At 70.8% G+C, this 24,409-nt stretch carries 20 protein-coding genes and 1 pseudogene; 13 read left to right on the plus strand and 8 right to left on the minus strand.

The window, feature by feature from the left end:
- Positions 1–62: 62 nt before the first annotated feature.
- On the minus strand, positions 63–3,071 hold the full coding sequence (locus ACWC2B_RS29730) for a BTAD domain-containing putative transcriptional regulator (RefSeq protein ID WP_450721943.1): 3,009 nt from the start codon (positions 3,069–3,071) through the stop codon (positions 63–65).
- Positions 3,072–3,286: 215 nt separating this feature from the next.
- Here ACWC2B_RS29730 and ACWC2B_RS29735 point away from each other — a divergent pair, with 215 nt between their 5' ends.
- Complete coding sequence (locus ACWC2B_RS29735) at positions 3,287–4,513, plus strand: amidohydrolase family protein (RefSeq protein ID WP_450722056.1); 1,227 nt, start codon at positions 3,287–3,289, stop codon at positions 4,511–4,513.
- Between the two features lie 79 nt (positions 4,514–4,592).
- Here ACWC2B_RS29735 and ACWC2B_RS29740 read toward each other — a convergent pair whose 3' ends face one another.
- Both ACWC2B_RS29740 and ACWC2B_RS29745 read right to left on the minus strand, forming a co-directional pair.
- On the minus strand, positions 4,593–4,799 hold the full coding sequence (locus tag ACWC2B_RS29740) for a DUF397 domain-containing protein (protein ID WP_450721945.1): 207 nt from the start codon (positions 4,797–4,799) through the stop codon (positions 4,593–4,595).
- A pseudogene (locus tag ACWC2B_RS29745) lies at positions 4,796–5,657 on the minus strand (helix-turn-helix domain-containing protein). Before ACWC2B_RS29745 ends, ACWC2B_RS29740 begins: the two are co-directional and overlap by 4 nt.
- A gap of 96 nt (positions 5,658–5,753) precedes the next feature.
- Between ACWC2B_RS29745 and ACWC2B_RS29750 the strand changes: the two are divergent.
- The 5 genes from ACWC2B_RS29750 to ACWC2B_RS29770 all read left to right on the plus strand — a co-directional run bounded on the left by ACWC2B_RS29750 (position 5,754) and on the right by ACWC2B_RS29770 (position 10,083).
- Entirely contained in the window at positions 5,754–6,245 is a 492-nt protein-coding gene (locus tag ACWC2B_RS29750) for an ATP-binding protein (protein WP_450721947.1), read from the plus strand.
- Positions 6,246–6,327: 82 nt separating this feature from the next.
- Positions 6,328–6,753, plus strand: coding sequence for a hypothetical protein (locus ACWC2B_RS29755; protein ID WP_450721949.1), 426 nt, complete (start codon positions 6,328–6,330; stop codon positions 6,751–6,753).
- A gap of 7 nt (positions 6,754–6,760) precedes the next feature.
- Complete coding sequence (locus ACWC2B_RS29760; protein ID WP_450722058.1) at positions 6,761–8,572, plus strand: alpha/beta hydrolase; 1,812 nt, start codon at positions 6,761–6,763, stop codon at positions 8,570–8,572.
- 173 nt (positions 8,573–8,745) lie between these two features.
- Positions 8,746–9,216 (plus strand): hypothetical protein, encoded by a 471-nt coding sequence (locus ACWC2B_RS29765; RefSeq protein WP_450721951.1) that lies wholly within the window; start codon positions 8,746–8,748, stop codon positions 9,214–9,216.
- 513 nt (positions 9,217–9,729) lie between these two features.
- Entirely contained in the window at positions 9,730–10,083 is a 354-nt protein-coding gene (locus ACWC2B_RS29770; protein ID WP_450721953.1) for a hypothetical protein, read from the plus strand.
- Between the two features lie 109 nt (positions 10,084–10,192).
- Here the strand turns inward: ACWC2B_RS29770 and ACWC2B_RS29775 are convergent, their stop codons facing one another.
- Positions 10,193–10,858 (minus strand): rhomboid family intramembrane serine protease, encoded by a 666-nt coding sequence (locus ACWC2B_RS29775; protein ID WP_450721955.1) that lies wholly within the window; start codon positions 10,856–10,858, stop codon positions 10,193–10,195.
- 95 nt (positions 10,859–10,953) lie between these two features.
- Between ACWC2B_RS29775 and ACWC2B_RS29780 the strand changes: the two genes are divergently transcribed.
- From ACWC2B_RS29780 to ACWC2B_RS29805, 6 genes are all read left to right on the plus strand, one after another.
- Positions 10,954–11,367 (plus strand): PaaI family thioesterase, encoded by a 414-nt coding sequence (locus ACWC2B_RS29780; RefSeq protein WP_450721957.1) that lies wholly within the window; start codon positions 10,954–10,956, stop codon positions 11,365–11,367.
- 244 nt (positions 11,368–11,611) lie between these two features.
- Positions 11,612–12,520 (plus strand): LLM class F420-dependent oxidoreductase, encoded by a 909-nt coding sequence (locus ACWC2B_RS29785; RefSeq protein WP_450722060.1) that lies wholly within the window; start codon positions 11,612–11,614, stop codon positions 12,518–12,520.
- A gap of 9 nt (positions 12,521–12,529) precedes the next feature.
- Complete coding sequence (locus ACWC2B_RS29790) at positions 12,530–13,327, plus strand: SDR family NAD(P)-dependent oxidoreductase (protein WP_450721959.1); 798 nt, start codon at positions 12,530–12,532, stop codon at positions 13,325–13,327.
- A 117-nt stretch (positions 13,328–13,444) separates the two neighbouring features.
- A complete protein-coding gene (locus ACWC2B_RS29795) occupies positions 13,445–14,572 on the plus strand; it encodes an LLM class flavin-dependent oxidoreductase (RefSeq protein WP_450721961.1) in 1,128 nt (375 codons plus the stop codon).
- Positions 14,573–15,411: 839 nt separating this feature from the next.
- Complete coding sequence (locus ACWC2B_RS29800) at positions 15,412–17,151, plus strand: N-acyl-D-amino-acid deacylase family protein (RefSeq protein WP_450721963.1); 1,740 nt, start codon at positions 15,412–15,414, stop codon at positions 17,149–17,151.
- On the plus strand, positions 17,148–18,638 hold the full coding sequence (locus ACWC2B_RS29805; protein WP_450721965.1) for an aldehyde dehydrogenase family protein: 1,491 nt from the start codon (positions 17,148–17,150) through the stop codon (positions 18,636–18,638). Before ACWC2B_RS29800 ends, ACWC2B_RS29805 begins: the two co-directional genes overlap by 4 nt.
- Before the next feature lie 12 nt (positions 18,639–18,650).
- Here the strand turns inward: ACWC2B_RS29805 and ACWC2B_RS29810 are convergent, their stop codons facing one another.
- The 3 genes from ACWC2B_RS29810 to ACWC2B_RS29820 form a co-directional block, all read right to left on the minus strand.
- On the minus strand, positions 18,651–18,974 hold the full coding sequence (locus tag ACWC2B_RS29810) for a putative quinol monooxygenase (RefSeq protein ID WP_450721967.1): 324 nt from the start codon (positions 18,972–18,974) through the stop codon (positions 18,651–18,653).
- A 102-nt stretch (positions 18,975–19,076) separates the two neighbouring features.
- Complete coding sequence (locus ACWC2B_RS29815) at positions 19,077–19,823, minus strand: IclR family transcriptional regulator (RefSeq protein ID WP_450721969.1); 747 nt, start codon at positions 19,821–19,823, stop codon at positions 19,077–19,079.
- A gap of 133 nt (positions 19,824–19,956) precedes the next feature.
- Positions 19,957–21,480, minus strand: a complete 1,524-nt coding sequence (locus ACWC2B_RS29820) for a CehA/McbA family metallohydrolase (protein WP_450721971.1) — start codon at positions 21,478–21,480, stop codon at positions 19,957–19,959.
- A gap of 248 nt (positions 21,481–21,728) precedes the next feature.
- Between ACWC2B_RS29820 and ACWC2B_RS29825 the strand changes: the two genes are divergently transcribed.
- Complete coding sequence (locus ACWC2B_RS29825) at positions 21,729–22,559, plus strand: LLM class F420-dependent oxidoreductase (RefSeq protein WP_450721973.1); 831 nt, start codon at positions 21,729–21,731, stop codon at positions 22,557–22,559.
- Between the two features lie 91 nt (positions 22,560–22,650).
- Here the strand turns inward: ACWC2B_RS29825 and ACWC2B_RS29830 are convergent, their stop codons facing one another.
- A complete protein-coding gene (locus ACWC2B_RS29830) occupies positions 22,651–24,339 on the minus strand; it encodes a CocE/NonD family hydrolase (protein WP_450721975.1) in 1,689 nt (562 codons plus the stop codon).
- Between the last annotated feature and the right edge of the window lie 70 nt (positions 24,340–24,409).

Here is a 24,409-nt window from a genome sequence, read left to right on the forward strand (position 1 = left end):
GCCGACAGGTAAGAGAGTGCCGGGTGCCGATAAACGTTCAATGAACGCGCTGACCAGGGCCGTTATGCGGCCGCCAACGGGCTGAGCAGGGCGCGTACCTGGGCGGCCTCCGGGGCGTCCAGCTCCTCGAAGATGACCAGTGCGTCGCGCCAGCAGACCTGCGCCCGGCCCTCGTGACCGATGCCGGCCAGGGCCTGCCCGAGCACGGTCAGTACGTTGCCGCGTCGCCACTCGCCGCCGATGCCGCGCAGCACCGTCAGCGCCATCTCGGCGTTGGCCGCCGCCTGGGCGGGCCGCCTGCCCGCGAGGTCGACCTCCGCGAGCCGGAACAGCGTCATGCCCTCCCACAGGCGCTGCCTGCTGTCCCGGAACACCCCGAGCGCCTCGTTGAGCCGGTCCGCCGCGGCACCCAGCCTTCCGATCTTGGTGAGCGCGAGGCCCAGGGCGTAACGGGCGTTGGCGCCGCGCAGCTCGTGGCCCATCGCGTCGTAGATGTCGAGGCCCTCCTGCGCCAGGGTGACCGCGCTCGCGGTGCGGCCCATCGCCAGGTGGATGCGGGACAGGTTGCACAGCGCGCTGGCCTCGCCGGGCCGGTTGTCGTCGGCGCGGAACGCCTCGATGGCGCGGGTCAGATGGGTCTCGCCGTCGGTGTGCCGGTTCTGGTAGAGCGCGATGATGCCGCGCGCGTTGGAGGCCCAGCACAGCGGCAGCGGGTCCTCGGTGGGGCCGGCGAGCCGCATGGCCTCCTGGGCCTCGCGGTCGGCCGGCTCGAACCGGCCCGCCAGTTGGTGCACGTTGGCCAGCGTCATCACCGCACGGCCCTCGGCCTGGGTGTCGCCCCAGGTGCGGGCGGCCTCGCGGACGGCCTCGGCGGTCGCCTCGTACTGCTTGGAGTTGGCGCCGGACTCGCCGAGGTCGAGGGCCGCGTACAGGAGGTCGACGGCGCGGCGCAGGGTGCGCGGCCCGGACAGCTGGCGTACGCAGGCGAGCAGCGGGTCGGCCTCGGCGTACAGCCAGTCCTGGGCGGTGTGGCGGTCGTCGAAGACGAGGCCCCGGTGCGTGGTGGGCTCCAGGTGGTCCACGAGCCGGTCGCCCGGACGCTCCAGGGCGTACACCCCGGAAGCCGTCGCGAGGTAGAAGTCGAGCAGGCGCGACATCGCCGCATCGCGCTCGGCGGGGGCCAGGTCGTCCCGCTCGGCGCAGGAACGCGCGTAGAGCCGCACGAGGTCGTGATAGCGGTAGCGGCCGGGCGCGGCCGACTCCACCAGGGACGTGTCGACGAGCGATTCCAGCAGGTCCTCGGTCTCCTGCTGGGGGAGGTCGAGGACGGCGGCCGCCGCGGCAAGCGAGATGTCGGGCCCGTCCGGCAGGCCGAGCAGGCGGAAGGCGCGGGACTGGGCGGGCTCCAGCTGGCCGTAGCCGAGCTCGAAGGTGGCCTTCACCGCGAGGTCGCCGGCCTGGAGCTCGTCCAGGCGGCGGCGCTCGTCGGCGAGCTTCGCCGCGAGCACGGAGACCGTCCAGGTGCGGCGCGAGGCGAGGCGGGAAGCCGCGATGCGGATGGCGAGCGGCAGGAAGCCGCAGGCGGCGACCACGTCCAGGGCCGCCTCGCGCTCCGCGGACACCCGCTCCACGCCGACGATCCGGGTGAACAGCTGGAGTGCCTCGTCGGGGGACATCACGTCCAGGTCGACGAGGTGCGCGCCGACCAGGTCGACCATGCGGATGCGGCTGGTGACGAGTGCCGCGCAGCCCGCCGTGCCCGGGAGCAGCGGCCGGATCTGGGCCGCGTCACGGGCGTTGTCGAGCAGGACCAGGACCCGGCGGCCGTCCAGCGTGGAGCGGAACAGGGCCGCGCGCTCCTCCAGCGAGTCGGGGATCGCCGAGTCCGGGGTGCCGAGCGCGCGCAGGAACGCGCCGAGCACGGTGTCCGCCTCGGCGGCGTGCTGTCCCGCGCCCTGGAGGTCGACGTACAGCTGGCCGTCGGGGAAGTACGGGCGCGCGGTGTGGGCGACGTGCACGGCGAGGGTGGTCTTGCCGACGCCGCCGATGCCGGCGAGGGCGGAGACCGCCATGACCGTGGTCTCGGCGCTGGCGAGCCGCGTGGTGAGCTCGCGCACGAACGCGGCCCGGCCGGTGAAGTCCGGTACGGACGCGGGGAGTTGGGCCGGGCGCACCGGGGCCGGTACGGAGACGGGCGCGTTGGCGGGCGGCCGGGCCAGGTCCTCGTCGGCCTGGAGGATGCGGTGCTGGAGGCGGGCGAGTTCGGGCCGCGGGTCGACGCCCAGCTCGTCGGCGAGCAGCCGCCGGGTGTCCGCGTACACGGCGAGCGCCTCGGCCTGCCGGCCGCTGCGGTACAGGGCCAGCATCAGCAATTCGCGCAGGCGCTCGCGCAGCGGGTGGGCGGCGGTCAGCGCGGTCAGCTCGGAGACGGCCTCGGCGTGGGCGCCCGCCTCCAGGTCCATGTCGAGCCGCGCCTCGGTGAGTTGGAGGCGCCATTCGGCGAGCCGGGTGCGCTGGTTCTCGGCGTACGGGCCCGGCACGCCAGCCAGGGGCTCGCCGTCCCAGTGGGCGAGAGCGGCGTTCAGCAGGTGGCGGGCGCGGCCCTGTTCGCCGCCGGCCCGCGCCTTCTCGGCGGCGGTGGCAAGCTCCTGCGCCTCGGAGAGGTCGAGTGTGGCGGCGCCGGCCCGGATCGCGTAGCCGCCGGACTCGCTGACCAGGACCGAGGGGTCGAGCACCTTGCGCAGCCGGGAGGCGTACGTGCGGAGCGCGGCCAGGGCCTGCGAGGGCGGGTCCTCGCCCCAGATGGCGTCGATGAGTTCGGCGGCGGTGGCGGTGCGGCCGTCGCGCAGGAGCAGGGCGGCGAGCAGGGCGCGCTGCTGCGGGGAACCGGAGGGCAGGGCCTGTTCGCCGCGCCAGGCCCGTACGGGTCCGAGTACGCCGAAGCGGAGCCCGGCGCCGGATGCCTCCGGGCCGTGCTCGGCCGCCTCGTGGTCGAGGTGCCCCGTCGCGCGCTGCGGCGGCGCTTCCGGAGCGCGCTGCTCCGGTACGCGCGGTCCGCCGTCACGGTCCATAGCTGCCCCCTGTACCCCCGTACTCCTGGATTGCTCCCCGCCAGTCTGCCCTGTCCGGAGGGGTCGCGTCAGCAGCAGGTGACGCTCTGCACAAGGCTTCGACACATGCCCTCCACACTCATCGCAAGCGCTGTCCGGCCCGAGTGACGCAGGATGCGGCGGCCAAGGAGCTGACGGATCGTCAGATCTGGTCTACCGTAAACGACATGGAGACCATGGAGACCTTCCCGAAGATCATCTCGGTGGACGACCACACGGTGGAGCCCCCCAACGTCTGGCGGGACCGCCTCCCGTCCAAGTACCGGGACACCGGCCCGCGCATCGTCAGAGCCCCCCTGAAGGAAATGACCTTCCTCGGCGGCAAGTTCGCGCCGGTCATGGGCGCGAAGGGGGACGACGGGCCGATCGGCGACTGGTGGGTGTACGAGGACCTGCACCGCCCGCTGACCCGCCTGGACACGGCGGTGGGCTACGACAGGGACGAGATCAAACTGGAAGTCATCACGTACGAGCAGATGCGCCCCGGCTCGTACGACGTGGCCTCCCGCCTCGCCGACATGGATGTGAACCACGTCCAGTCGGCTCTCTGCTTCCCGACCTTCCCCCGCTTCTGCGGCCAGACCTTCACCGAGGCGAAGGACCGCGAACTCGGCCTGCTCTCGGTGCGGGCGTACAACGACTGGATGGTGGACGAGTGGTGCGGCCCCGCTGCGCACGGCCGCCTCATCCCCCTCACCCTGATCCCGCTGTGGGACGCGGAACTGGCCGCCGCCGAGGTACGCCGCAACGCCGCACGCGGGGTGCGCGCGGTCGCCTTCTCCGAGATACCCCCGCACCTGGGCCTGCCCTCGATCCACACGGACGACTGGGACCCGTTCCTCGCCGCGTGCGACGAGACCGGCACCGTGATCGCCATGCACATCGGCTCCTCCAGCCGCATGCCCTCCACCTCCCCGGACGCCCCGCCCGCGGTCGGCTCGACCATCACCTTCGCCAACTGCTGCTTCTCGATGGTCGACTGGCTGATGAGCGGCAAGTTCGAACGCTTCCCCAACCTCAAGATCATGTACGCCGAGGGTCAGATCGGCTGGATCCCGTACATCCTGGAACGCGCGGACGTGGTCTGGGAGGAGAACCGAGGCTGGGGCGGAGTGGCGGACAAGGTCCACCGCCCCCCGTCCGAACTCTTCACGGAGCACGTGTACGGCTGCTTCTTCGACGACGCGTTCGGCCTGCGCAACCTGGACGCGATCGGCGTGGGCAACGTCCTGTACGAGACGGACTACCCCCACTCGGACTCGACTTGGCCCAAGTCGAAGGAGGTGGGGGAGTCGCAGATGGGGCACCTGGCGGGGGACGTGGTGGAGCGGATCGTGCGGGGCAATGCGATCGGGTTGCTGGGGTTGACCCCGGAGGGACTCTGGGCGGGGGCGCGCACATAGGCGGGGCCGCGCGGGAAACACCGGGCCGCCTCGCTCGGGCCCGGTGCGACCGCCGCGCCGCTGGGCTTAGCCCTAAGCCCTAGTGCCCGGACGCGTACGAGACGAAGGCGGCCCAGGTGTTCGGGGCGACCCCGAGGCAGGGGCCTTCGATGTTCTTGGAGTCGCGTATGTGGATGGCGCGGGGGGTGGCCGCGACCTCGACGCAGTCGTTGCCGTTGCTGCTGCTGCTGTAGCTGCTCTTGAACCACGCCAGCTCGATACCGTCGGCGGCAGACTCGCGGATCATGTTTCTCCCAGCACTCGCTCGATGAAGTCCCGCGACTCCCCTGGCGCGAGAGCCTGGGCCCGGATGATGCCATAGCGCAGTTCCAGGATACGGACCTGACCTGGATCCGCGACCGGTCGGCCTCCGAAATCTGCAGCCGCACGGCCGACAGCGGAGCCGTTGCCGAACTTCAACACCTCGATCTCGCCACCGGCTCCGGGGTGGTCCCACCGGGACGTGGGCATCACCTGGAGTTCGACGCTGGGCAACTCTGCGATCTCCAGCAGGCGTTGGAGCTGGCGACGCAGTACCACCGTCCCGCCAACCGGCCGTCGTAGCGTCACTTCTTCCTGCACAAAGCTGAGTTCGGGCGCAGGAGTACGGTCGAAGACCGACCCCCGCGCCACCCTTGCGGCGATCATCCGCTCAAGCTCGTCCGGCGAGTACGAGGGTCGCCACGTCCGCAGCAGAGCCCGCGCGTACTCCTCCGTCTGCAACAGCCCGTGGATGTTGTGGTTGGCGTACATGCACAGCTCCACCGCCTGCGCCTCCAGCTTGGCCAGCTCCCGTACCTTCTTCGGGTACCGCGCCTCGGCCACGTCTTTCTTCATCGCCGAGAGCCTGCCGCCCGCGCCGAGTACCTCATCCGCCTGGTCCAGGTATTCGGGGCGGGGGATCCGGCGGCCGCCCTCCACCTTGAAGACCAGGTCCTCGCCGTACCCGATCGCCGCACCGAACTCCAGCGCCGTCAATCCGGCTGTCTCACGCCAGAGTTTGAGCTGCCGGCCGATCGCCGCCACCACCGCACCGGCCTCGTCGTCCGGCTCCACGCCCCAGTCGTCGCTCATCCGCACCCACCTCCGAGGCAGCCGTACCCAGGACGTCCGGGACGGCACCGGACAACGCCGGGACAGAAACTCTCTGTACCCACTCGATCACTCGCCAGAGTAGGCGTCGGTGGCCACGCTGAGTGACGTGAAACAAGAAACTGCCCAAGGGGTACGTGAGTTCAGCGTCCAGCTCTCCTGCACCCGACGAGGCGCCCGGATCGCCCGGGTGCTCGCGGCCGAGCAACTCCGCAGCTGGGAAGGGGGGTTCGAGGCCGCCGAGTACGTCGTCGGGGAGCTGGCGGCCAATGCCGCGCTGCACGGGCGCGTGCCGGGGCGGGACTTGCGGCTCCTGCTCAGGGACGACGGGGCCACCCTGCGCATCGAGGTGACGGATGCGCAGGGTGACCGGCTGCCCGTTGTGCGGGAGGAGCCGAGCGGGGAGTCGGGCCGAGGGCTGCTGCTCGTCGGCGCCCTGGCCGACCGTTGGGGCGTCCTGCCGGGGCCGGGCCCGTGCAAGACGGTCTGGGCGGAGCTGACGCTGCCCGGACGGTCGCGTCACGATGTGGATCAGGCCGGGCCTGGCCAGTCGCTGATGGCCGCTGCTGATACCGCCGCCGGGCAGGCCGGGAGTGATTGAGTACGCCTACTCATGAACCTGCCTATCCTCTCGTCGTAACGTTCTGGCGGTAAGGGTGGGGCGGCTGAGGTGGAGGGGACGCGTGGCTTCGTTCGAGGGGGAGTGGGCGCAGCTCAAGCGTGACGCTACGGCGATGCGGTTGGCGAGCGCCGCGCAGGACGATGTCGGTACGGCGGACGTGAAGGTCTCCCAAGCCGCGTGGACGTCGGCGGGCCGCGCCGTCGGGGAGCTCGCGGGCGGTGTGAAGCAGGCGCTGGGCTCGCTCGATCAGGGGCAGCAGGGGCTGGCCACCGGTGGCGGGGTGGACAGCGCGGCGGCCCAGTCCGACGTCTACCAGAGTTGGAAGACGTACTTGGACAAGGTGTCCGGGCGGTGCAGCAAGCTGCAGGGCGGGCTGGAGCGAGCGGGCAACGACTTGTTCCTGACGGACAAGGGCATCAAGAGCATCTTCGACGACATGAACAAGCAGTACGAGGACACCCCTGGTGTCGGCGGCCAGGGGCGGTGACCTGAACGTGGACGTCGAAGCGCTGAAGGCGCTCAAGCCGCACGAGTTCGAGGAAGCCGCCCTCGGGTACCGCTCCAGCAGCGACATGGCGAGTCAGGCGAAGGATGCGCTGGAGCAGCGGATCGTCCCGCAGATGCGGAAGGCCCTCAAGGGGGAGACGGTCGACGCGGCAGCGGCCCAACTGCGGGAGCTGACCAAGGATTTCCACTACATACAGGTGGAGTGCGGGCTGATCAGCACGGCCCTGAACGCCTTCGCTTCCGACGTGCGCCCGGCGAAGTCCAAGCTGGAGCGGGCCCTTTCGGATGCGGACGAGCATCGGTTCACGGTGGGCTCCGACGGTTCGGTGGCCTATCCGGCGGCGGGCCGGAACCCGGGCGGTCTGCCACCCGGGCCCGGTTCGGTGAACGGGACCCTGTCCGACCAGGCGCGGGCGATCCAGCGGCAGGCGGGCGCCTTCGACCCCAACCCGAACTACGCGATCGCCCAGGACATCGCGAACCGGATCGCGGAGGCCCTGAAGGAGGCCACGGAGGCCGACCAGAAGTGGGCGCCGGAGCTGCGCAGGCTCAAGGCGGACGACGACCTGACCGTGTCCGACGCGGACTGGGCGGATGTCCAGAAGGACACGGAAGGGGTCCGCGGGGCGGGCCAGCACTACCTGGACTCCCTGCCGCAACCCCCCAAGGACGGCAGTCCGAAGGACAACGCGAACTGGTGGAAGGGGCTCGACCCGGACCAGCAACAGGCCTGGACGTCGCTCCACCCGGACGTCGTGGGCGCACTCGACGGAGTGCCCGCGACGGCCCGCGACGAGGCGAACCGGATCGTTCTCGATGAGAGCCGGGGCCAGTACCAGACAGAGCTCGACGCGATGCCGAAGCCGCCTGCCAACGAGTGGACATGGATCAACGCGGGCGGGTACGCGTCGAAGGTGCACACCGATGAATGGATGGACTGGTACAGGGTGCACGGCAAGAGGTACGACCATCTCACGGCGTCGCTCCATGGCATGGAAAGCATTCAGACCCGCTTTGACACATCAGGGAAGGGGGGCTTGCCTGAGGCGTACCTGATGGGGTTCAGCGCCGAGGGCAATGGGCGTGCGATCGTCGCCAACGGAAACCCGGACACGGCTGTTCACCAAGCCGTCTACGTGCCCGGCACCACAGCGAACCTGGAAGGCATCGGCGGGGATATCGATCGGGCGGGAGCCATATGGCGCGTCGCCGACGGCAAGTCCGGAGGCCAGTCGGTTTCCACGATCACCTGGCTTGGCTACGACGCCCCGAAGGACGTCGTCAAGGACGCACCCTTCAGCCACTACGCCGACGACGGCGCCCCGGCCTTCAACCGGTTCATGGACGGCCTCGACGCCTCACACACGGGCGACTCGGAACCGCACCGGACCGCGATCGGCCACTCGTACGGCACGACCCTTATCGGCTCAGCAGCCAGGCAGGGAACCTTGAACGCTGACGACGTGATCCTTGCGGGCAGCCCCGGCGTCCAGGTACCCAAGGCAGAGCAGATGGACGTACCCAAGGGACACGTCTGGAACCTGGAGGCGGATGGGGATCCGGTCCCGGACATCGGCCGCTTCGGCCACGGCGGAACGGACTGGGACGGTCCGTGGATCATCCCCAGTGATGAGGAGTTCGGCGCCAACCAGATGGCCACCGGCAGCAATGTCCATGGACACAGTGAATATTGGAAGGAGGACACGACCAGCCTGCTGAACCAGGGCTATGTAGTGGCGGGACGCGGTGCTGACGCAGAGTTGAAGGCGCCGCCGAAACACTGGGAACACATGCGGTGACGCCGCCTCCAGGTGCGATGCAGACCGACGCAGCGATGGTCCGCATGACGGCATCACAGAATCACTCGGTTCCCTTCCCGGCCCGACCGATTAAGGCTCCCCCTTTGAAGCTGAAGCCGGGCGTTCCCGCCCTCTTCGTGTCCCTTGTCCTCACGACCCTTACTGGATGCAGCATGAGCGACTCCAAGGACTCCCACGAGACCCCGTTCGCAGGCGTCAGCACCTCAAGTGACGCCGCCGGCGCCATGGAGAAGGTGTCCAGCGAGCTCTACGACTTGATCGGAATCAAGGGGAAGGCTTCCGACACCCAGCCCGGGGTCACGGAGTGCAGCGGTAAGGACCGCGACAAGTACTTCTCCATCTTCCACCCTTGGGATCTCACCCCGGCGTCGACCTCCACCGCCGAACTCGAAGGCGTGGTGGAACGTCTGAGGCAGGAGCTTCCCAAGCATGGCTGGAAGGTCGTGGAGTACGGCCGGGACACGAGTATGAACAAGAACCTCAGCCTGACGGCCGACAACGACGAAAAGAAGGTCAGCGTCAAGCTCGGCGCCCATACGAAGAACACCCCGCCCACCCTGGGCCTGATGGTCGTGTCCGGTTGCTACCAGATCCCGGAGGGCAAGAAGATCGAGCGGTTCTGAGGTGCCGTGGCGCGGAACTGGGAGGCCTTTGACGCAAAGGGAGTTGGAGCTACCCGACTTGCTCGGCGGTGGCCTGGCCCGGGGCCCGGGTGCGGCTCAAGGCAGCCAGTGCCGCGCCCAGCACGCACCCGCCAGCACCCCCGCCGTGTACTCGCGTGATCACTGGCCAGGGTGGACGCGTGCGACCACGCTCTCCCGAGATCCGGCCCCTGCAAGACGGTGTGGGGGCGCTGACGCTGCCGGGACAGTCCCGTCACGCTGTCCACAGGACTGGGTGTGACCCGCGGCTTCAAGCTGGCGGCTCACGGCGGGGCATCTGACGCCGTCGGTGAAGCTGCGGCGGGAGGTGACGGTGCGCGGTTTTGCAGCTGAGGTGGAGAGGTTGTACGAACGGTGAGGGGCTGGGGTGGGTGTGTCGGCCGGAGCCCGCTCCGCAGATCTTGGCGACTGGCTTCAAGTTAGGCTCCGACCGGCCAAGTTCATGATCAAACAGAGGGATGAACGCACTTGAAGATGAGGCAGTTGGCAGTGACGATCGGGCTCGTTGCCGCAACCGGCCTGGCCTTCACCGGAGGCACGGCGACCGCTGCACCCGCGACGCAGAGCGCTTCGGCCACGACGAGGGCGGCGGACAGCTGCCCGAGGTCGGACAAGGCGCGCGAGAGCGTCAGGATCCACAAGGACAAGAAGCTGTCATCCACGGCCCTTGGGCTGCTGCCCAAGGGCGCGAAGCCCGAGCTGCTCACGTGCATGACCCAGATCGGCGGGACGTACTCGCTCTGCAAGTGGCAGAACGACAACCGCTGGGACTACATCAGCTACCGGGGCATCAAGGGCTGGGTGCCCCTCGCCTGCGTCGTGAACTGACGGCCCGTCAGATCCGGGTCCCCAGGGCCCTCCCGCTGTATGCGTCGCGGGAGGGCTCGGGGACAGACCCCGTGAGCGGGTCGGCCCCCTGCCAGAACGGGAGTCAGGCCTAGGCGGCCTCGCGCGCAGCGGCGCTGCCCAGTCCCCTGACGGCGAGCAGCGTGCCCAGTGCGCACCCCGCCAGAATTCCCGCCCCGTGGTTGTTGTTCAGGGCGCAGAGGGTCAGGCCCGCGGCCGGGATCAAGAGGGGGAGGAGGCGGGCCGGCAAGGGGGACGGGCGCAGGGTTTGGGTTACCGCCAGTGCGCCCAGCAGGCCGCACAGGGCCACCGAGTCGCCGCCTCCGATCGGGCTCCAGCCCGCCATGCTCACCGCCTGGGCCGTCACTCCGCTCGCCAGGAATACCAGCGGCATCCACACCGGACCGAGTCGCCGCTGGGCGACCGGGGTGATGGCCACGAGCGCCGCCAGGTTGAAGGTCAGCTGGACCCAGCCGGAGGTCTGCACCAGGAGCGCCGTCACCGACCGCCACCACGGTGCGCCCGGCTCGCGCTGGAGGTGGTCCATGACGGAGGGGGCCGCCGTCTGTGCGACGGCCATCGCGGCCATCAGGGTCACCAACGCCACCGCGACCCACGGCACCGGACGCCGCCACAGGGCGCGCAGCAGCTCGATCGGGCTCACGCGGCGGCCGCCCGCCTCGGCCTGGACGATCTGTACGCCGGGCAGCACCACGGCCGCCGCGCAGCCGTAGAGGATCACCGTGTGGAGGTTCATGGGCTCATGGTGACGCAGGCGGTCGGGGGTGCGGCAGGGTGGTCCGTCGTCGGGTGGCGGTGACATTTGTACGGCCCGCCGCCACCATGAGCACCATGGCGCTGACCCTCGCAGAAGCAGAGAAGATCCTGGCCGACAACTTCGCCCCCTGGGTGCTCGATCTCGGGCTGACCGTGGAGGACACCGGCGAGCTCCATGCCGTGCTGCGGCTGCCCTGGAGTGACGCGCTCGCTCGGGACGGGGGCGGGATCAGCGGGCAGGCGCTGATGGCCGCCGCCGATACCGCCACCGTCATCGCGGTGGCCTCCGCGCGCGGGGCGTACGGGCCGATGACGACCGTCCAGCAGTCCACCACCTTCCAGCGCCCGGTGACCGGCGCCGACGTACTCGTCGACGCGCGCGTCACCAAGCTCGGGCGGCGGATGGCCTTCGCCGAGATCACCCTGACCGCCGAGGGCGCCGAGGAGCCGGCCGCCCGGGCGTCCACGGTGTACGCGCTGCTCGGCTGAGGCAGGCCGCCGATACGTGCTGTTGACCGCGCATCGGCGTCGCTTCCCGAGTCCGGTCGGCGCGGCCCGCGCGTCGGAGCCGCGCCCCTGAGCCCGGTCGGCGCGTGCCGCCGCCCGCACACCCCTTGCCTGACGATGCGTCAGCTATGACGATGGGGCCACCAAGTCATTTGACGGATCGTCAGATCAGGGTGGAGGCGGGCGTACGGTGCCGATACTTCCGAACGGGCGACTGGTGTACGGGATGCAGCTCCCCGTCCAGTCGCAGAGCACCCTCTACGCGGAGGGGTGGGAGGCCGAAGCCGGCCCGGAGGATCTGGTCGAGATCGCGCGGGCGGCCGATCGGTCCGGGTTCGCCTACATGGCGAGCTGCGATCACGTCGCCATTCCGCGTCGGCTCGCGGAACCGATGAGCACCATCTGGTACGACCCCGTCGCCACCCTCTCCTTCCTCGCCGGGGTCACCGAGCGGGTCTTGCTGATGAGCCATGTCGCCGTCGTCGGGCTCCGGCATCCCCTCGTCACCGCCAAGCAGTACGCGACCCTGGACCACCTCAGCGGCGGGCGGCTGGTCCTCGGGGTCGGGGCCGGTCACGTACGGGAGGAATTCGAGGCGGTCGGGGCCGACTTCGAGCGCCGGGGGCCCGTGCTCGACGAGACGATCGACGCGTTGCGGGCCGCCCTCGGGCCGGAGGAGTACCCGTCCTTCCAGGGTGAGCGGTTCGCGTTCAGCGGGCTCGGGCAGCGGCCCCGGCCGGCCCAGCGGCACGTACCGATCTGGGTGGGCGGATCGTCCCCGGCGGCGGTCCGCCGAGCCGCCCTGCGCGGGGACGGCTGGCTGCCCCAGGGGGACCCGCGAGATCAACTGACGTCCCAGATAGCCAAGTTGAAGGGCATCCGGGAGGACGCGGGGATCGTCGATCCCATCACCATCGGCGCGATCACCGAGGCGTTGTACGTGGGTGAGCCCGGCTGGGAGACCGGGCGGCGCACGCTCGTCGGGAAGCCGGAAGTCCTCGCGGAGTCGCTGCGCGCGTATCGGGCGATGGGTGTCGATCAGATCCAGGTGCGGTTCCGGTCCCGGGGGCGCGATGAGCTCACCGACCAGATGGCCGCGTTCGGGGCCGACGTCGGCCCGTACCTCAACGACTAGGAGTCCGGCATGGGCAAGCTCGATGGGCGGGTCGTCTTCATCACCGGCGGGGCGCGCGGGCAGGGCGAGCAGGAGGCCCGGCTGTTCGTGGCCGAGGGGGCAAAGGTCGTCATCGCCGATGTGCTCGATGAGCAAGGGGAGACGCTGGCAGAGGAGTTGAGGAAGGAGGCGGGGGGCGATGCCGCTCGCTTCGTACGCCTCGATGTGAGCCGGGAGGAGGAGTGGGTGGCTGCCGTCGGCGCCGCCAAGGAGGCCTTCGGGAAGATCGACGGTCTGGTCAACAACGCGGGGATTCTTCGGTTCAACGCGCTCGTGGACACCCCGCTGGACGAGTTCATGCAGGTCGTGCAGGTCAACCAGGTCGGCTGCTTCCTCGGGATCAAGACCGTCGCACCCGAGATCGGGGCCGCGGGCGGCGGCACCATCGTCAACACCGCCTCGTACACGGCCATGACGGGCATGAGCGCGGTGGGGACGTACGCCGCCACCAAACACGCCATCCTCGGGCTCACCCGGGTCGCCTCGATGGAGCTGGCGCACCTGAGGATCCGGGTCAACGCGGTCTGTCCGGGTGCCATCGACACCGCGATGTCCAACCCCGCGCAGCTGGACCCGACGGCGGACGCCACCGAGACCTCGGCGGCCCTCGACGAGCTCTACCGCAAGCTCGTGCCGCTCGGCCGGGTCGGCAGGCCCGAGGAGGTGGCCGCCCTCGCCCTGTTCCTGTCCTCGGAGGACTCCTCGTACATCACGGGGCAGCCGTTCGTCATCGACGGGGGGTGGCTGGCCGGGGTGTCGCTGTTCTGACCTCACTTCTGACCCGACGTCAGGTATTGACGGTCCATGCGGCCGGTGGAACAGTCGAGCTCGTCACAATCTGACGATGCGTCAGAAACTCGTGATACCTCATGAAGGAGAAGTCCCTTGGAATTCGGACTCTTTGTGCAGGGATACGTGCCGGCGGCACGATCCGCGGTCGACCCCATGGCGGAGCACAAGGCGCTGATGGAGGAGACGAAGTACGTCATCCAGGCCGACAAGTCCGGCTTCAAGTACGCCTGGGCCTCCGAGCACCACTTCCTGGAGGAGTACTCGCACCTCTCGGCCAACGAGGTCTTCCTCGGCTACCTCGCCCACGCCACCGAACGCATCCACCTCGGCTCGGGCATCTTCAACCCGCTGGCCCAGGTCAACCACCCCGTGAAGGTCGCCGAGAAGGTGGCCATGCTCGACCACCTGTCGGAAGGGCGCTTCGAGTTCGGGTCCGGGCGCGGCGCCGGCTCGCACGAGATCCTGGGGTTCATACCGGGCGTCACCGACATGAACTACACCAAGGAAATCTGGGAAGAGACCATCGCGGAGTTCCCCAAGATGTGGCTCCAGGACGAGTACCAGGGCTTCCAGGGCAAGCACTGGTCGCTCCCGCCCCGCAAGATCCTCCCCAAGCCGTACGGCAAGTCGCACCCGGCCATGTGGTACGCCGCCGGATCCCCCTCCTCGTACGCCATGGCGGCGAAGAAGGGGCTCGGGGTGCTCGGCTTCTCCGTACAGAAGGTCTCCGACATGGAGTGGGTCCTGGAGCAGTACAAGACGGCCATCCAGGAGGCCGAGCCGGTCGGTGACTTCGTCAACGACAACGTGATGGTGACGTCGACCGCGATTTGTGCGCCTACGCATGACGAGGCCGTACGGATCGCGGTCGAGGGCGGGCTCAATCGGCTCCAGTCGCTCGTGTTCCGGTACCACGACACCTTCCCCCGGCCCGAGGGGATTCCGGAGTGGCCGGAGACCCTGCCGGAGTACAACGCGGAGATCATCGAGCTGCTCATCTCCGAGGAGCTGATGATCTGCGGCGACCCGGACGAGGTCACGGCGCAGTGCAAGCGGTGGGAGCAGGCGGGGGCGGACCAGCTGTCGTTCGGGCTGCCGATCGGGGTGCCGTACGAGGACACGCTGCAGACGATTCGGCTGATCGGGGAGCATGTGATTCCGAAGATCGATACGGATCCTGTGCATCGGTCCTCACGGTTCCGGGAGGCGTCGGGGGGCTGAGCGCGGGGTGGCCCCGCGGGGCCCCTTGGGGCTGCGCCCCAGGCCCCGGGGGTTTGCCCACCCGCCGCCCGTTGCACAGGGTGGGATGGTGCGGGCCTCCTGGGGCTCTGCCCCAGACCCCGGATGGCCCCACCCCGCCCCTTCCCGAAACCCGCCGGGGGTGGATGGGCCTGCTGAGACCGTTTCCTGGGGCTCCGCCCCAGACCCCGTTCGCGCCTGAAGGGCGCTCGTCCTCAATCGCCGGACAGGCTGAGGACGTCGACCCGGGCCAGCACCATCCCGCTAGGGGCGCGGGGAACTGCGCGACCAGCCACGCACGGCCCGCAGGCGAAGGCGGGTCCGGGGGTACGGGGGCGAAGCCCCCGCAGGGGTCTGGGGCGGAGCCCCAGAAGCCGAACCATCCAACCCCTCGGGCGGGATGGGGGTCCCCCCCTGCTCCTTAAGAGCTTGGGGGCGAGTGGGCAAACCCCCAGGGGTCTGGGGCGGAGCCCCAGGAGGGCCGGGCCAGCCCAGGGGGTGCCGGGGGCAGAGGCCCCCGGGCAGAAAGGCGCGGGGCGGTGTCTTCCCGGACCGCCGCCTCGTAACCGGCCCCGGCCGGAGGCCATCGCGGCGGCCCCCGGCCGGGACGGACCCGCGTACCGGAAACCGCCCCCGGCCGGGACGGACCCGCATGGGGGAATCAGGGGTGCACCCGAGCACTCAGTACCGCCTCCGGCTGGGGCGGACCCGGATGCCGAAACCAGGGGTGCGCCCGCGCACCCAGTACCCCCCCGGCCAGGCCGGACCCGCCTGCCCGGAGCGGGTCCGGCCCGTACCAGGACGACTAGGAAGGGAACCCCATGCTCGACCACCTGATCAAGGGCGCCACCCTCGTGGACGGCACCGGCGGCCCCGCCCGGCTCGCCGACGTCGGCATAAGGGGCGGCCGGATCGCCGTCGTCGCTGCCCCCGGCACCGTCGAAGAGGCCGCCGCGAGCACCGAGGACGCCACCGGGCTCGTACTCGCCCCCGGGTTCGTCGACCCGCACACCCACTACGACGCCCAGCTCTTCTGGGACCCGTACGCCACGCCGTCGATGAACCACGGCGTCACCACCGTCGCCGGCGGCAACTGCGGGTTCACGCTCGCCCCGCTCAACCCCGACCGCCCCGAGGACGCCGACTACACCCGCCGCATGATGTCCAAGGTCGAGGGAATGTCCCTCAAAGCCCTTGAGGAGGGCGTGAGTTGGGGCTGGTCCAGCTTCGGTGACTACCTCTCCGCCCTCGACGGGCGCATCGCCGTCAACGCCGGGTTCATGGTCGGCCACTGCGCCCTGCGCCGGCACGCCATGGGCCCGGACGCCGTCGGCGGGCAGCCCACCGCCGAGCAGCTCGACGCCATGCTCGGCCTGCTCCACGACGCCATGGACGCCGGGGCCTGGGGGCTCTCCACCACCCAGTCCTCCACCCACTCCGACGGCGACGGCAAACCGGTCGCCTCCCGCCACGCGCTCCCCGCCGAACTCCTCGCGCTCAGCAGGGCAGTCGGGGAACACGAGGGTACGCAGCTCGAAGCGATCGTCGCCGGGTGCCTCGATCAGTTCGCGGACGAGGAGATCGACCTCCTCGTGGAGATGAGTGCGGCCGCCGGGCGTCCGCTCAACTGGAACGTCCTCACCATCGACGCCGCCGTACCCGAACGCGTACCGCGTCAGCTCGTCCCAAGTGAGCGCGCCCGCAAGGCCGGTGGCCGGATCGTCGCGCTGACCATGCCGATCCTCACGCCCATGAACATGTCGCTCGGCACCTTCTGTGCCCTCAACCTCATCCCCGGCTGGGGCGAGATCCTCGGCCTGCCCGTCCCCGAGCGCATCTCCAGGCTCCGCGACGCCGGTGTACGGGCCGAGATGCTGCGCCGCGCCGACAGCAAGGAGGCCGGGATCTTCCGGCGCCTCGCCGACTTCGGGCGGTACGTCATCGGCGACACCTACAGCCCCGAGAACGAGGGCCTTTCGGGCCGGGTCGTCGGCGACATCGCGGCCGAGCGGGGGCTCGACCCGTTCCACTGCCTGGTCGAGATCTGCGCCAACGACCGTCTGCGTACGGTCCTTTGGCCCATGCCGACCGACAACGACCCCGCCACCTGGGCGCTGCGGCGCGAGACCTGGGAGCACGAGGACGTGCTGCTCGGCGGGTCCGACGCGGGCGCGCACCTCGACCGGATGTGCGGGGCCCCGTACACCACGCGCTTCCTCGGTGACTGCCTGCGCGGCCGCAAACTCGTCCCCCTTGAGCGGGCCGTGAAGATGCTGACGGACGACCCCGCCCAGCTGTTCGGGCTGCGCGAGCGCGGCCGGGTCGCGGAGGGCTTCCACGCCGACCTCGTCCTCTTCGACCCCGAACGCATCGAGGCCGGGCCCGCCACCCTCGTACACGACCTGCCCGGCGACAGTCCCCGGCTCGACTCCAAGGCGATCGGCATCGTCTCGGTCCGGGTCAACGGCATCGAGACGCTCCGCGACGACCGGGTGACGGGGGCCGTGCCCGGCACGGTGCTCCGCTCGGGCCGCGACACGAGGACGGTGGCCACCAAATGAGCGAATCTCAAGGGAGCCGACCTCAACTGGCCGACGATGAACGGCAGTTGTTCATCGGCGGCGAGTGGGTCGAGCCCGACGGCGGGCACTATCCCGTGCTCGACCCCGCCACCGAGGAAGTCGTCGGGCTCGCGCCCGAGGCGAGCCGCGAGCAGGTGTACCGGGCGGCCGCCGTCGCGCGCGAGGCCTTCGCCTCCTGGTCCCGTACGCGTCCCGAGGAGCGGGCCGCGATCCTCGACCGGGCCGCCGACCTCATGCAGCGCGACTTCGCCCCGAACGCCGAACTCGCCCGCGCCGAGACCGGCGCCACCACCGCGACGGCACGCGGCATGCAGGTCGGGGTGGGGGTTTCGAGGTTCCGCCGGTACGCGAAGGGCGCCCTGGAGCCGGTGGAGCAGGCGCTCGTGCCGCAGGTCAACGAGGCGGGGCCGATGGGCAGGGCCGGGGTCTTCGGGGCGCTCGCCGTGCGGCAGCCGGTCGGGGTGGTCACCTGCATCACCTCGTACAACAACCCGTGGGCCAACCCGGCCGGCAAGGTGGCGCCCGCGCTCGCCATGGGCAACACGGTCGTGGTGAAGCCCGCCCCGCAGGATCCGCTGTCGGTGTTCAAGATGGCCGAGGCGCTTCAGGAGGCGGGGGTGCCGCGCGGGGTCGTGAACGTCGTCACCGGGTCCGCGCAGGCGGTCGGCGAGGCGGCCGTCGACTCACCGGACGTCGACATGGTGTCCTTCACCGGCTCCACAGCGGTCGGGCAGCGCATCGCCGAGGTGTGCGGGCGGGACATGAAACGGCAGCTGATGGAGTTGGGCGGCAAGGGGGCCGCGGTCGTCTTCGACGACGCCGACCTCGACTCGGCGGTCATGGGCATCGGCACGACGTTCTCCTTCTACAGCGGCCAGATCTGCACCGCGCCGACCCGCGTCCTGGTCCAGCGCGGAGTCCACGACCAGCTGATCGAGAAGCTCAAGGGGTACGTCGGCTTCCTGAAGATCGGCGACCCCACGGCGCGGGACACGGTGGTGGGCCCAGTGATCTCGGCGGCCCACCGGGACCGGGTGGAGTCGTACATAGAACTGGGCCGGAAGGAGGGGGCGACGGTGGTCGCAGGAGACGAACGCCCCCCACTGGACCGGGGTTTCTATGTGTCCCCCACCCTCCTCGCGGACTGCACCAACGACATGCGGGTGGCCCGCGAGGAGATCTTCGGCCCGGTCGTCGTGGTCATCCCCTTCGACGACGAGGAGGAGGGCATCGCGCTGGCCAACGACAGCGAGTACGGCCTGCTCGACTACGTGTGGTCCGGGGACGTGGCCCGCGCCTTCCGGGTCGCGCGGCGGCTGCGCGCGGGCGGGGTCGGCGTGAACACGATCGGCCGCAACATGGAGGCGCCGTTCGGCGGCTTCAAGAAGAGCGGGGTGGGCCGGGACGTCGGCTCGTACGCGCTGCACGCGTACAGCGAACTCCAATCGATCGTCTGGCCGGGCTAGCCGACTGTTCTTCTACTTCGGGGACAGCTCGGCCATCTTGTTCCACCCCTGGCCGGGCACCTCGACGTTGATGATGTCCGGGGTGGCGGCGATGGCACCGGCCATCGACTCCATGCCCGCCCGGAAGTGGTCGGAGTCGACGTGCGCCGCACCCGCGGCCGCGTCGGCGAAGCCTTCGAGGAGGGTGTACTGGGTGGGGTCGTCCACGCTGCGGGACCAGTCGTAGAACAGGTTGCCCGGCTCGGCGCGGGTGGCGCGCGTGAAGTCGTCGACGATGGCGAGCCAGTTGTCGGCGTGCTCGGGACGGACGGTGAACCTGACGGCGATGAAGATCATGCTTCTACGGTGCGGGGCGGGCGGGGCCGGTGCAAGCGGGAGCCCGCCGGATTCCGACTCCCTCGGAATCAGGGGTCCCGGCCCGCCCGGAACCCGGTCCGCTCACGCCCCCGGCATCAGCTCGGCGGCCGCCCGGGCCAGTGCGCCCCGGATCGCCCGATGCCGCTCACGGAACTCTGCGGTGGCGAGCGACACCGACAGGGCGTGCACACTGCCGTCCGCGCGCGGCCCCGGCAGGGCGACCGCGAGACAGGTGTACGCCGGATCCGCCTCCCCCATGGACACGGCGAACCCCTGCCCGCGCACCCGGGCTACCTCCGCCTCGAACCGGTCGGCGGCGGTGATCGTACGGTCGGTGAACCGGGCCATGCCGTGCTCGTCGAGGTAGCGCCGGCGCACCGGCCGGGGGAGCCCGGCGAGCAGCGCCTTGCCGTGCGCGGTGGCGTGGGCGCGGATCTCGGGGCCCGGGGTGAAGGGGTTGGCGGTGTCGGTGACGGGGGCGGTGCTGTCGACCACGGTGATCAGCCCGCCGCGGTACGCCGTGTAGTACGCCTCGGCACCGGTCGCCCGCCGCAGCCGGGGCAGCAGCTCACCGACGCCGGGGGAGAGCCGAAGATGCCGCTGGAAGGCCCGGTGCAAGGCGGGAACGCGCGACCCGGGAACGTACCCCTGGGAGGTCCGCGTGAGATGCCCGCGGGCGGTGAGCGCGCCGAGCAGGTGGTAGACGGTGGAGAGGGAACACCCGACCCGCCGCGCCAGCTCCTTGGCCCCGAGGGGCCCCGCCGCATCGGCCACGGCGTCCAGGACGGCCAGGGCGCGGTCTACGGACTGGGGAGTGCTGCTGGTCATGGGGCGAGGGTACGGCGGGTGGTCACTCGCGGGGGAATCCCTCGGTGGGGAGGACGAGGTCGACCACGGTCCCGGTGAGGTCGATCTCGGCCCCGAAGGCGACGATAAGCACGGCCGCGGGGTGGACGTCCGGTTACCGGGCGTCCAAGAACACCGGATTCGTGAACGCCGCCAGCGGACCCGGAAGCCCCTGGACGATCGGCGCGTGGCGGACCTCCGCTCGGATGTACGTCGCGTACTGCGGGGTCGTCTGCCAGGTCGCCGTGCCCGTGCCGGAGGCGGGGAGCTGGGTCGTGTGCAGGGTGCCCTGGTCCGTTACGAAGGTCGCCGAGCAGCCTGGGGCGCCCGTCACCTCCAGGTGGGCCGTCACCTGCTCGTCGGCGGCGGCCCGCAGGCGTTCGCCGATGCCCGCGTGCTGGCCGTGGCCGCCGGACACGGTGAAGGACACGGACACCGCCGCCGACTCCGCGACGTACGAGTGGCCCGCCTTCAGGCCCGCCTGGATCGCCTCGCGGGTCAGGTCGTCGGCCAGGACCACCGTCTGGGGTCCGCCGATGCGGTCCGGGTCGCGGTGGGCGTCGCTGTTGCCCATCGCCGGGGTCCAGGGCTTTCCCGAACGGGCCGACGCCGTAAGGGAGTTGTCCCATTCCTGGAGGGTCACCTCGTCGTCCGGCGTGTAGGGGCCGTTCCACACCTCCACCGCGTCCGCCTCGCCGAAGCCGAACTTCCAGCCGCAGCCGACGCACGTGGCATGCGGGTGGGCCGGGACCACGAGGCCGCCCGCCGCGCGGACCGCGCGCGCGAAGTGGCCGAAACGGTTGTCCCGGGCCCGGTAGCGCCAGTCGATGAACGTGCCGGGGTTCGTGCCCAGCGCCACCACGTGGCCGTTGCGGGTCGTGATCTCCTCGCCCGTCATGATCAGCAGGTCGTCGCCCCACAGGCCCTGCCACGCCCGGTGCGCCGAATTCGTGTTGTGCTCCGAGGTGTTGATGAAGTCCAGGCCCGCCGCCCGCGCAAGGGCCGCGATCTGGGCCGGGGTGCGGCCGCCGTCCGAGTACACCGAGTGCAGGTGGCAGTCGCCCCGGTACCAGGCCCGGCCCCGCCCCTTGGCCCGCGTCGGCGGGTAGACCGGCGCCGGCGTCGTGCCGGGCTCGCCGTACTTCAGGGTGATCGTCACCGTGTACGGCAGGCCCTGCGGCGCCACCGTGTACGGGCCGAGCGCGACATGCCAGGTCCCCGCGCGCACCGGGCCGCGCAGATAGCCAGGGGTCGCGTCGTCCGCCCGGATGAAGAACTCCGTACGCGCCCCGCCCGACCAGCCCCTGAACCCCGCCCCGCCGAGCCCCGTACCCCGCTCGTCGAAGACGCCGATGTCCAGGGCGTTGCCCGTCGTACCGGCCGGCTGCGGCGGCTTCTCGTACGCGTACGAGACCGCCAACTCCCTTACCCCGTGCGGTACTTCGACCGGCAGGTACACGAAGTCGGGCGAGCCGGGCGGCAGCGTGCCGCGTACCACCCTGGTCTCGTCGGGGCGGCCGCCTGCGCCGCCGCCCGGTGCCGCGTTCGCGAAGCTCACGGTTCCCAAGGTAAGGGCGGTCGCCGTGCCCGTCACGATGAGTTCCCGTCTGCCGATGGATCCGGATCCGTTCTCGGTCATGACCTGAGCTCCCAAGGGGTTGGGGATGAGTCGAGATGGTTCGGGGCGGGAAGGGGGCGATGCTCCTCCCCGGGCGTCTGCCCACCCTCGTACCCGCGCGTGAACGCAGGGAGTCGGCGAGTTGAGGGCCCGTGGCCGATTCGGGTGGCCCGGGCGAGCCCGGACACTGGCTCCTGGTGTCCCTTGCGGCTGCGCCCGCGGGGGGATAGGAAGTGATCCCCACTCCAGACCGACCGGAAGGTATGCCGATGCGCATCGCCGTCACCGTCTTCCTGACCGACCAGACGATCACCCCCGTGCGCCTCGCCCGCGAGCTGGAGGAGCGCGGGTTCTCCGGGCTCTACCTGCCCGAACACACTCACATCCCCGTCGAGCGGGTCACTCCCTATCCGGCGGGCGGGGAGCTGCCGCCGGAGTACGGGCGCACCCTCGATCCGTTCGTCGCGCTCGGCCAGGCATCGGCGGTCACCGACAGCCTCGACCTCGGCACCGGGATCACGCTCGTCGCCCAGCACGACCCGATCGACCTCGCCAAGCAGATCGCCACCCTCGACCACCTCTCCGGCGGCCGCTTCACGCTCGGGCTCGGCTACGGCTGGAACAAGGAGGAGGCCGCCGATCACGGCGTCGAGTGGGCGACCCGGCGCGAGCTCGTCCGCGACCGGATGGCGCTGATGCGTGCCCTGTGGGCCGGTCAACCGACCGCGTACAAGGGCGAGTTCGGGTCGGTGAAAGCTTCGTACGCCTTTCCCAAGCCCGTCCGTGACGGCGCGCCCCGCGTCCTCGTCGGCGGGGCCGCCGGGCCCAAGCTGTTCGCGCACATCGCCGAGTACGCGGACGGCTGGCTGCCCATCGGCGGGCGCGGCCTCACCGAGTCGCTGCCGGTGCTCCGCCGGGCGTGGGAGGACGCGGGGCGCGACGTGCGGGACCTCCAGGTCGTCCCGTACGCCGTGCTCCCGGCCCCCGGCAAGCTCGCGCACTACGCGGAGCTCGGCATCGAGGAGGTCGTCCTCCAGCTGCCGTCCGCCGACGAGAGCGGGGTGCTCAAGGTTCTGGACGAGTACGCCTCCTACGTGTGAGTACGTGTGAGTACGGGTGAAGCGACGGAAAACGGGGGCGGGCCAGTGCGCCGCCCCCGGTCCGTTCGGCTCCTCGGCTCCTCCGCTCGGTTCAGCTCAGCGGGATCTCCAGGTACGACGGGTCCTCGTCGGGCGAGGTGATGGTGATCGTGCCCGGTGTTCCGCCCGCCTCGCTGTAGAACGGGTCCACCGAGTCCAGGACGAGCATCAGGCGGTGCCCGGCCTTCACGTCGTACCCGGTGACCTGGAGCGCGATGTCGATCGTGGTCGGCGTCTTCGGGGTGCTGCCGGGCAGCGTGTACGGCGCGTGCGTGACGATGCGGGCCACGCCGAGGGCGTTCACGTCGAAGAGGTACGCCACGAACGTGGTGTCCGGCTCGCTCGGTGCGACCGTCAGGCGCAGCCGCGGCACGCCGCGCAGCTGGTGGCGCGACGGCAGGGGCGCGGTCGCCCACACCCCGGCCGCGTTCCGGTCGATCTTCCCCGTCAGGTACGGCTTGGGGAGCCCGGCCAGTTCGGCGTAGCCGGTGTAGATGATCTTGTCCGCGACGGTGGCCGGGGTGTCGGTGCCGGTGGCGAACGTGGTGTGCCAGCCGTTGGTGGGCTTGTCCAGGAGTCCACCGTCCTTGGCGCCCTCGGCGGGGCCGGTCAGATAGAAGCGCTCGGGGTTGCCGGTCGCCGCGTGCCAGGTCGCGCGCGACTCAAGGGCGCGGCCCCACATGATCTCGCTGACGACCTGGTCCTCGGCGCCGGACTCGGAGTCGAACGCGGCCGCCGCGGCCTCGTCGCCGTTGGTTTCGAGCAGGTGGCGGTCGAACCAGCGGTGCGCCTCCTCCCAGATCCGGTTGGGCAGCCCCAGCATGCCGGTCATCTCGGGGCCCGAGTGGTCGCCGATCGACCAGAGCAGCCGCTTGGGGCCGCTCAGCGCGTTGAACATCTTCAGCGTCTGGTTGCCCGGGAACAGCGTCTCGTGCCAGGCCTGCGCGAACAGCACCGGCACCTGACGCTCATTCAGCTTGTCGGCGCGGTGGTAGGGCGAGCGCTCGGCCGCCCACTCCAGCGTCTCCTCGATGTTCTCGTTGGCCAGGACGTCGTCGAAGGCCTTCTGGGTGCGCGCGCTGAGCCGGGCCGTGGCGGCGGCGCCGAGGAGCGTCGTGACGGAGGCCACGTGCCTGGTGCCGTTCTCGTAGAACGCCTCGCCCAGGTCGCCCCAGGTGCTGAGCGCGACCACGGCGTGCACACGGCGGTCCTCGGCGGCGACCAGCTGGCTGATGCCGGAGCCGTAGGAGTCGCCGAGGAACCCGATCTTGCCGACCGAATCCGGGCCGCCCGCCTGGGAGATGAGGTGGTCCAGGGCCTTGATGCCGTCCGCGATGTCCTTGTCGCCGGCCACCTCGACCTCGCCGCCGGACTCGCCGAAGCCCCGCGTCGTGTAGGCCAGTACGTGGTAGCCGCGGCGGGCGAAGCGCATCGCCTGCGCGGTGTAGAGGGTCCAGCCCTGCTTGGCCCACGGCGAGGGCATCACGATCAGCGGGTGCGGCCCCTCCCCGTTGTGCAGCCAGAGCGCGGCGTCGAGCTCGACGCCCTCCTCGACCGGCACTTTCACGCCGTCCAGGAAGGTCGCGGCCTCCCGCGTCTCGGCCACCTCGGCCGCCCGCGCGGGGGCGAGCTTCGAGGTGTCGCCGGTGCGCAGTGCCTGCACGAGCTGTACGAGTGCGCCTTCGTCCAGCTCCGGGTAGAGGCTCACCACGGCGGCCGGTTGCATTCCCTTTGGAGTCACGTCGGTCCCATTTCAGTTCGTCGAACTTGCACGGAACTTGCACAGGTGTCACCGCTCGGGCCCGGAGCGA

The organism is Streptomyces sp. NPDC001415, assembly GCF_053597395.1.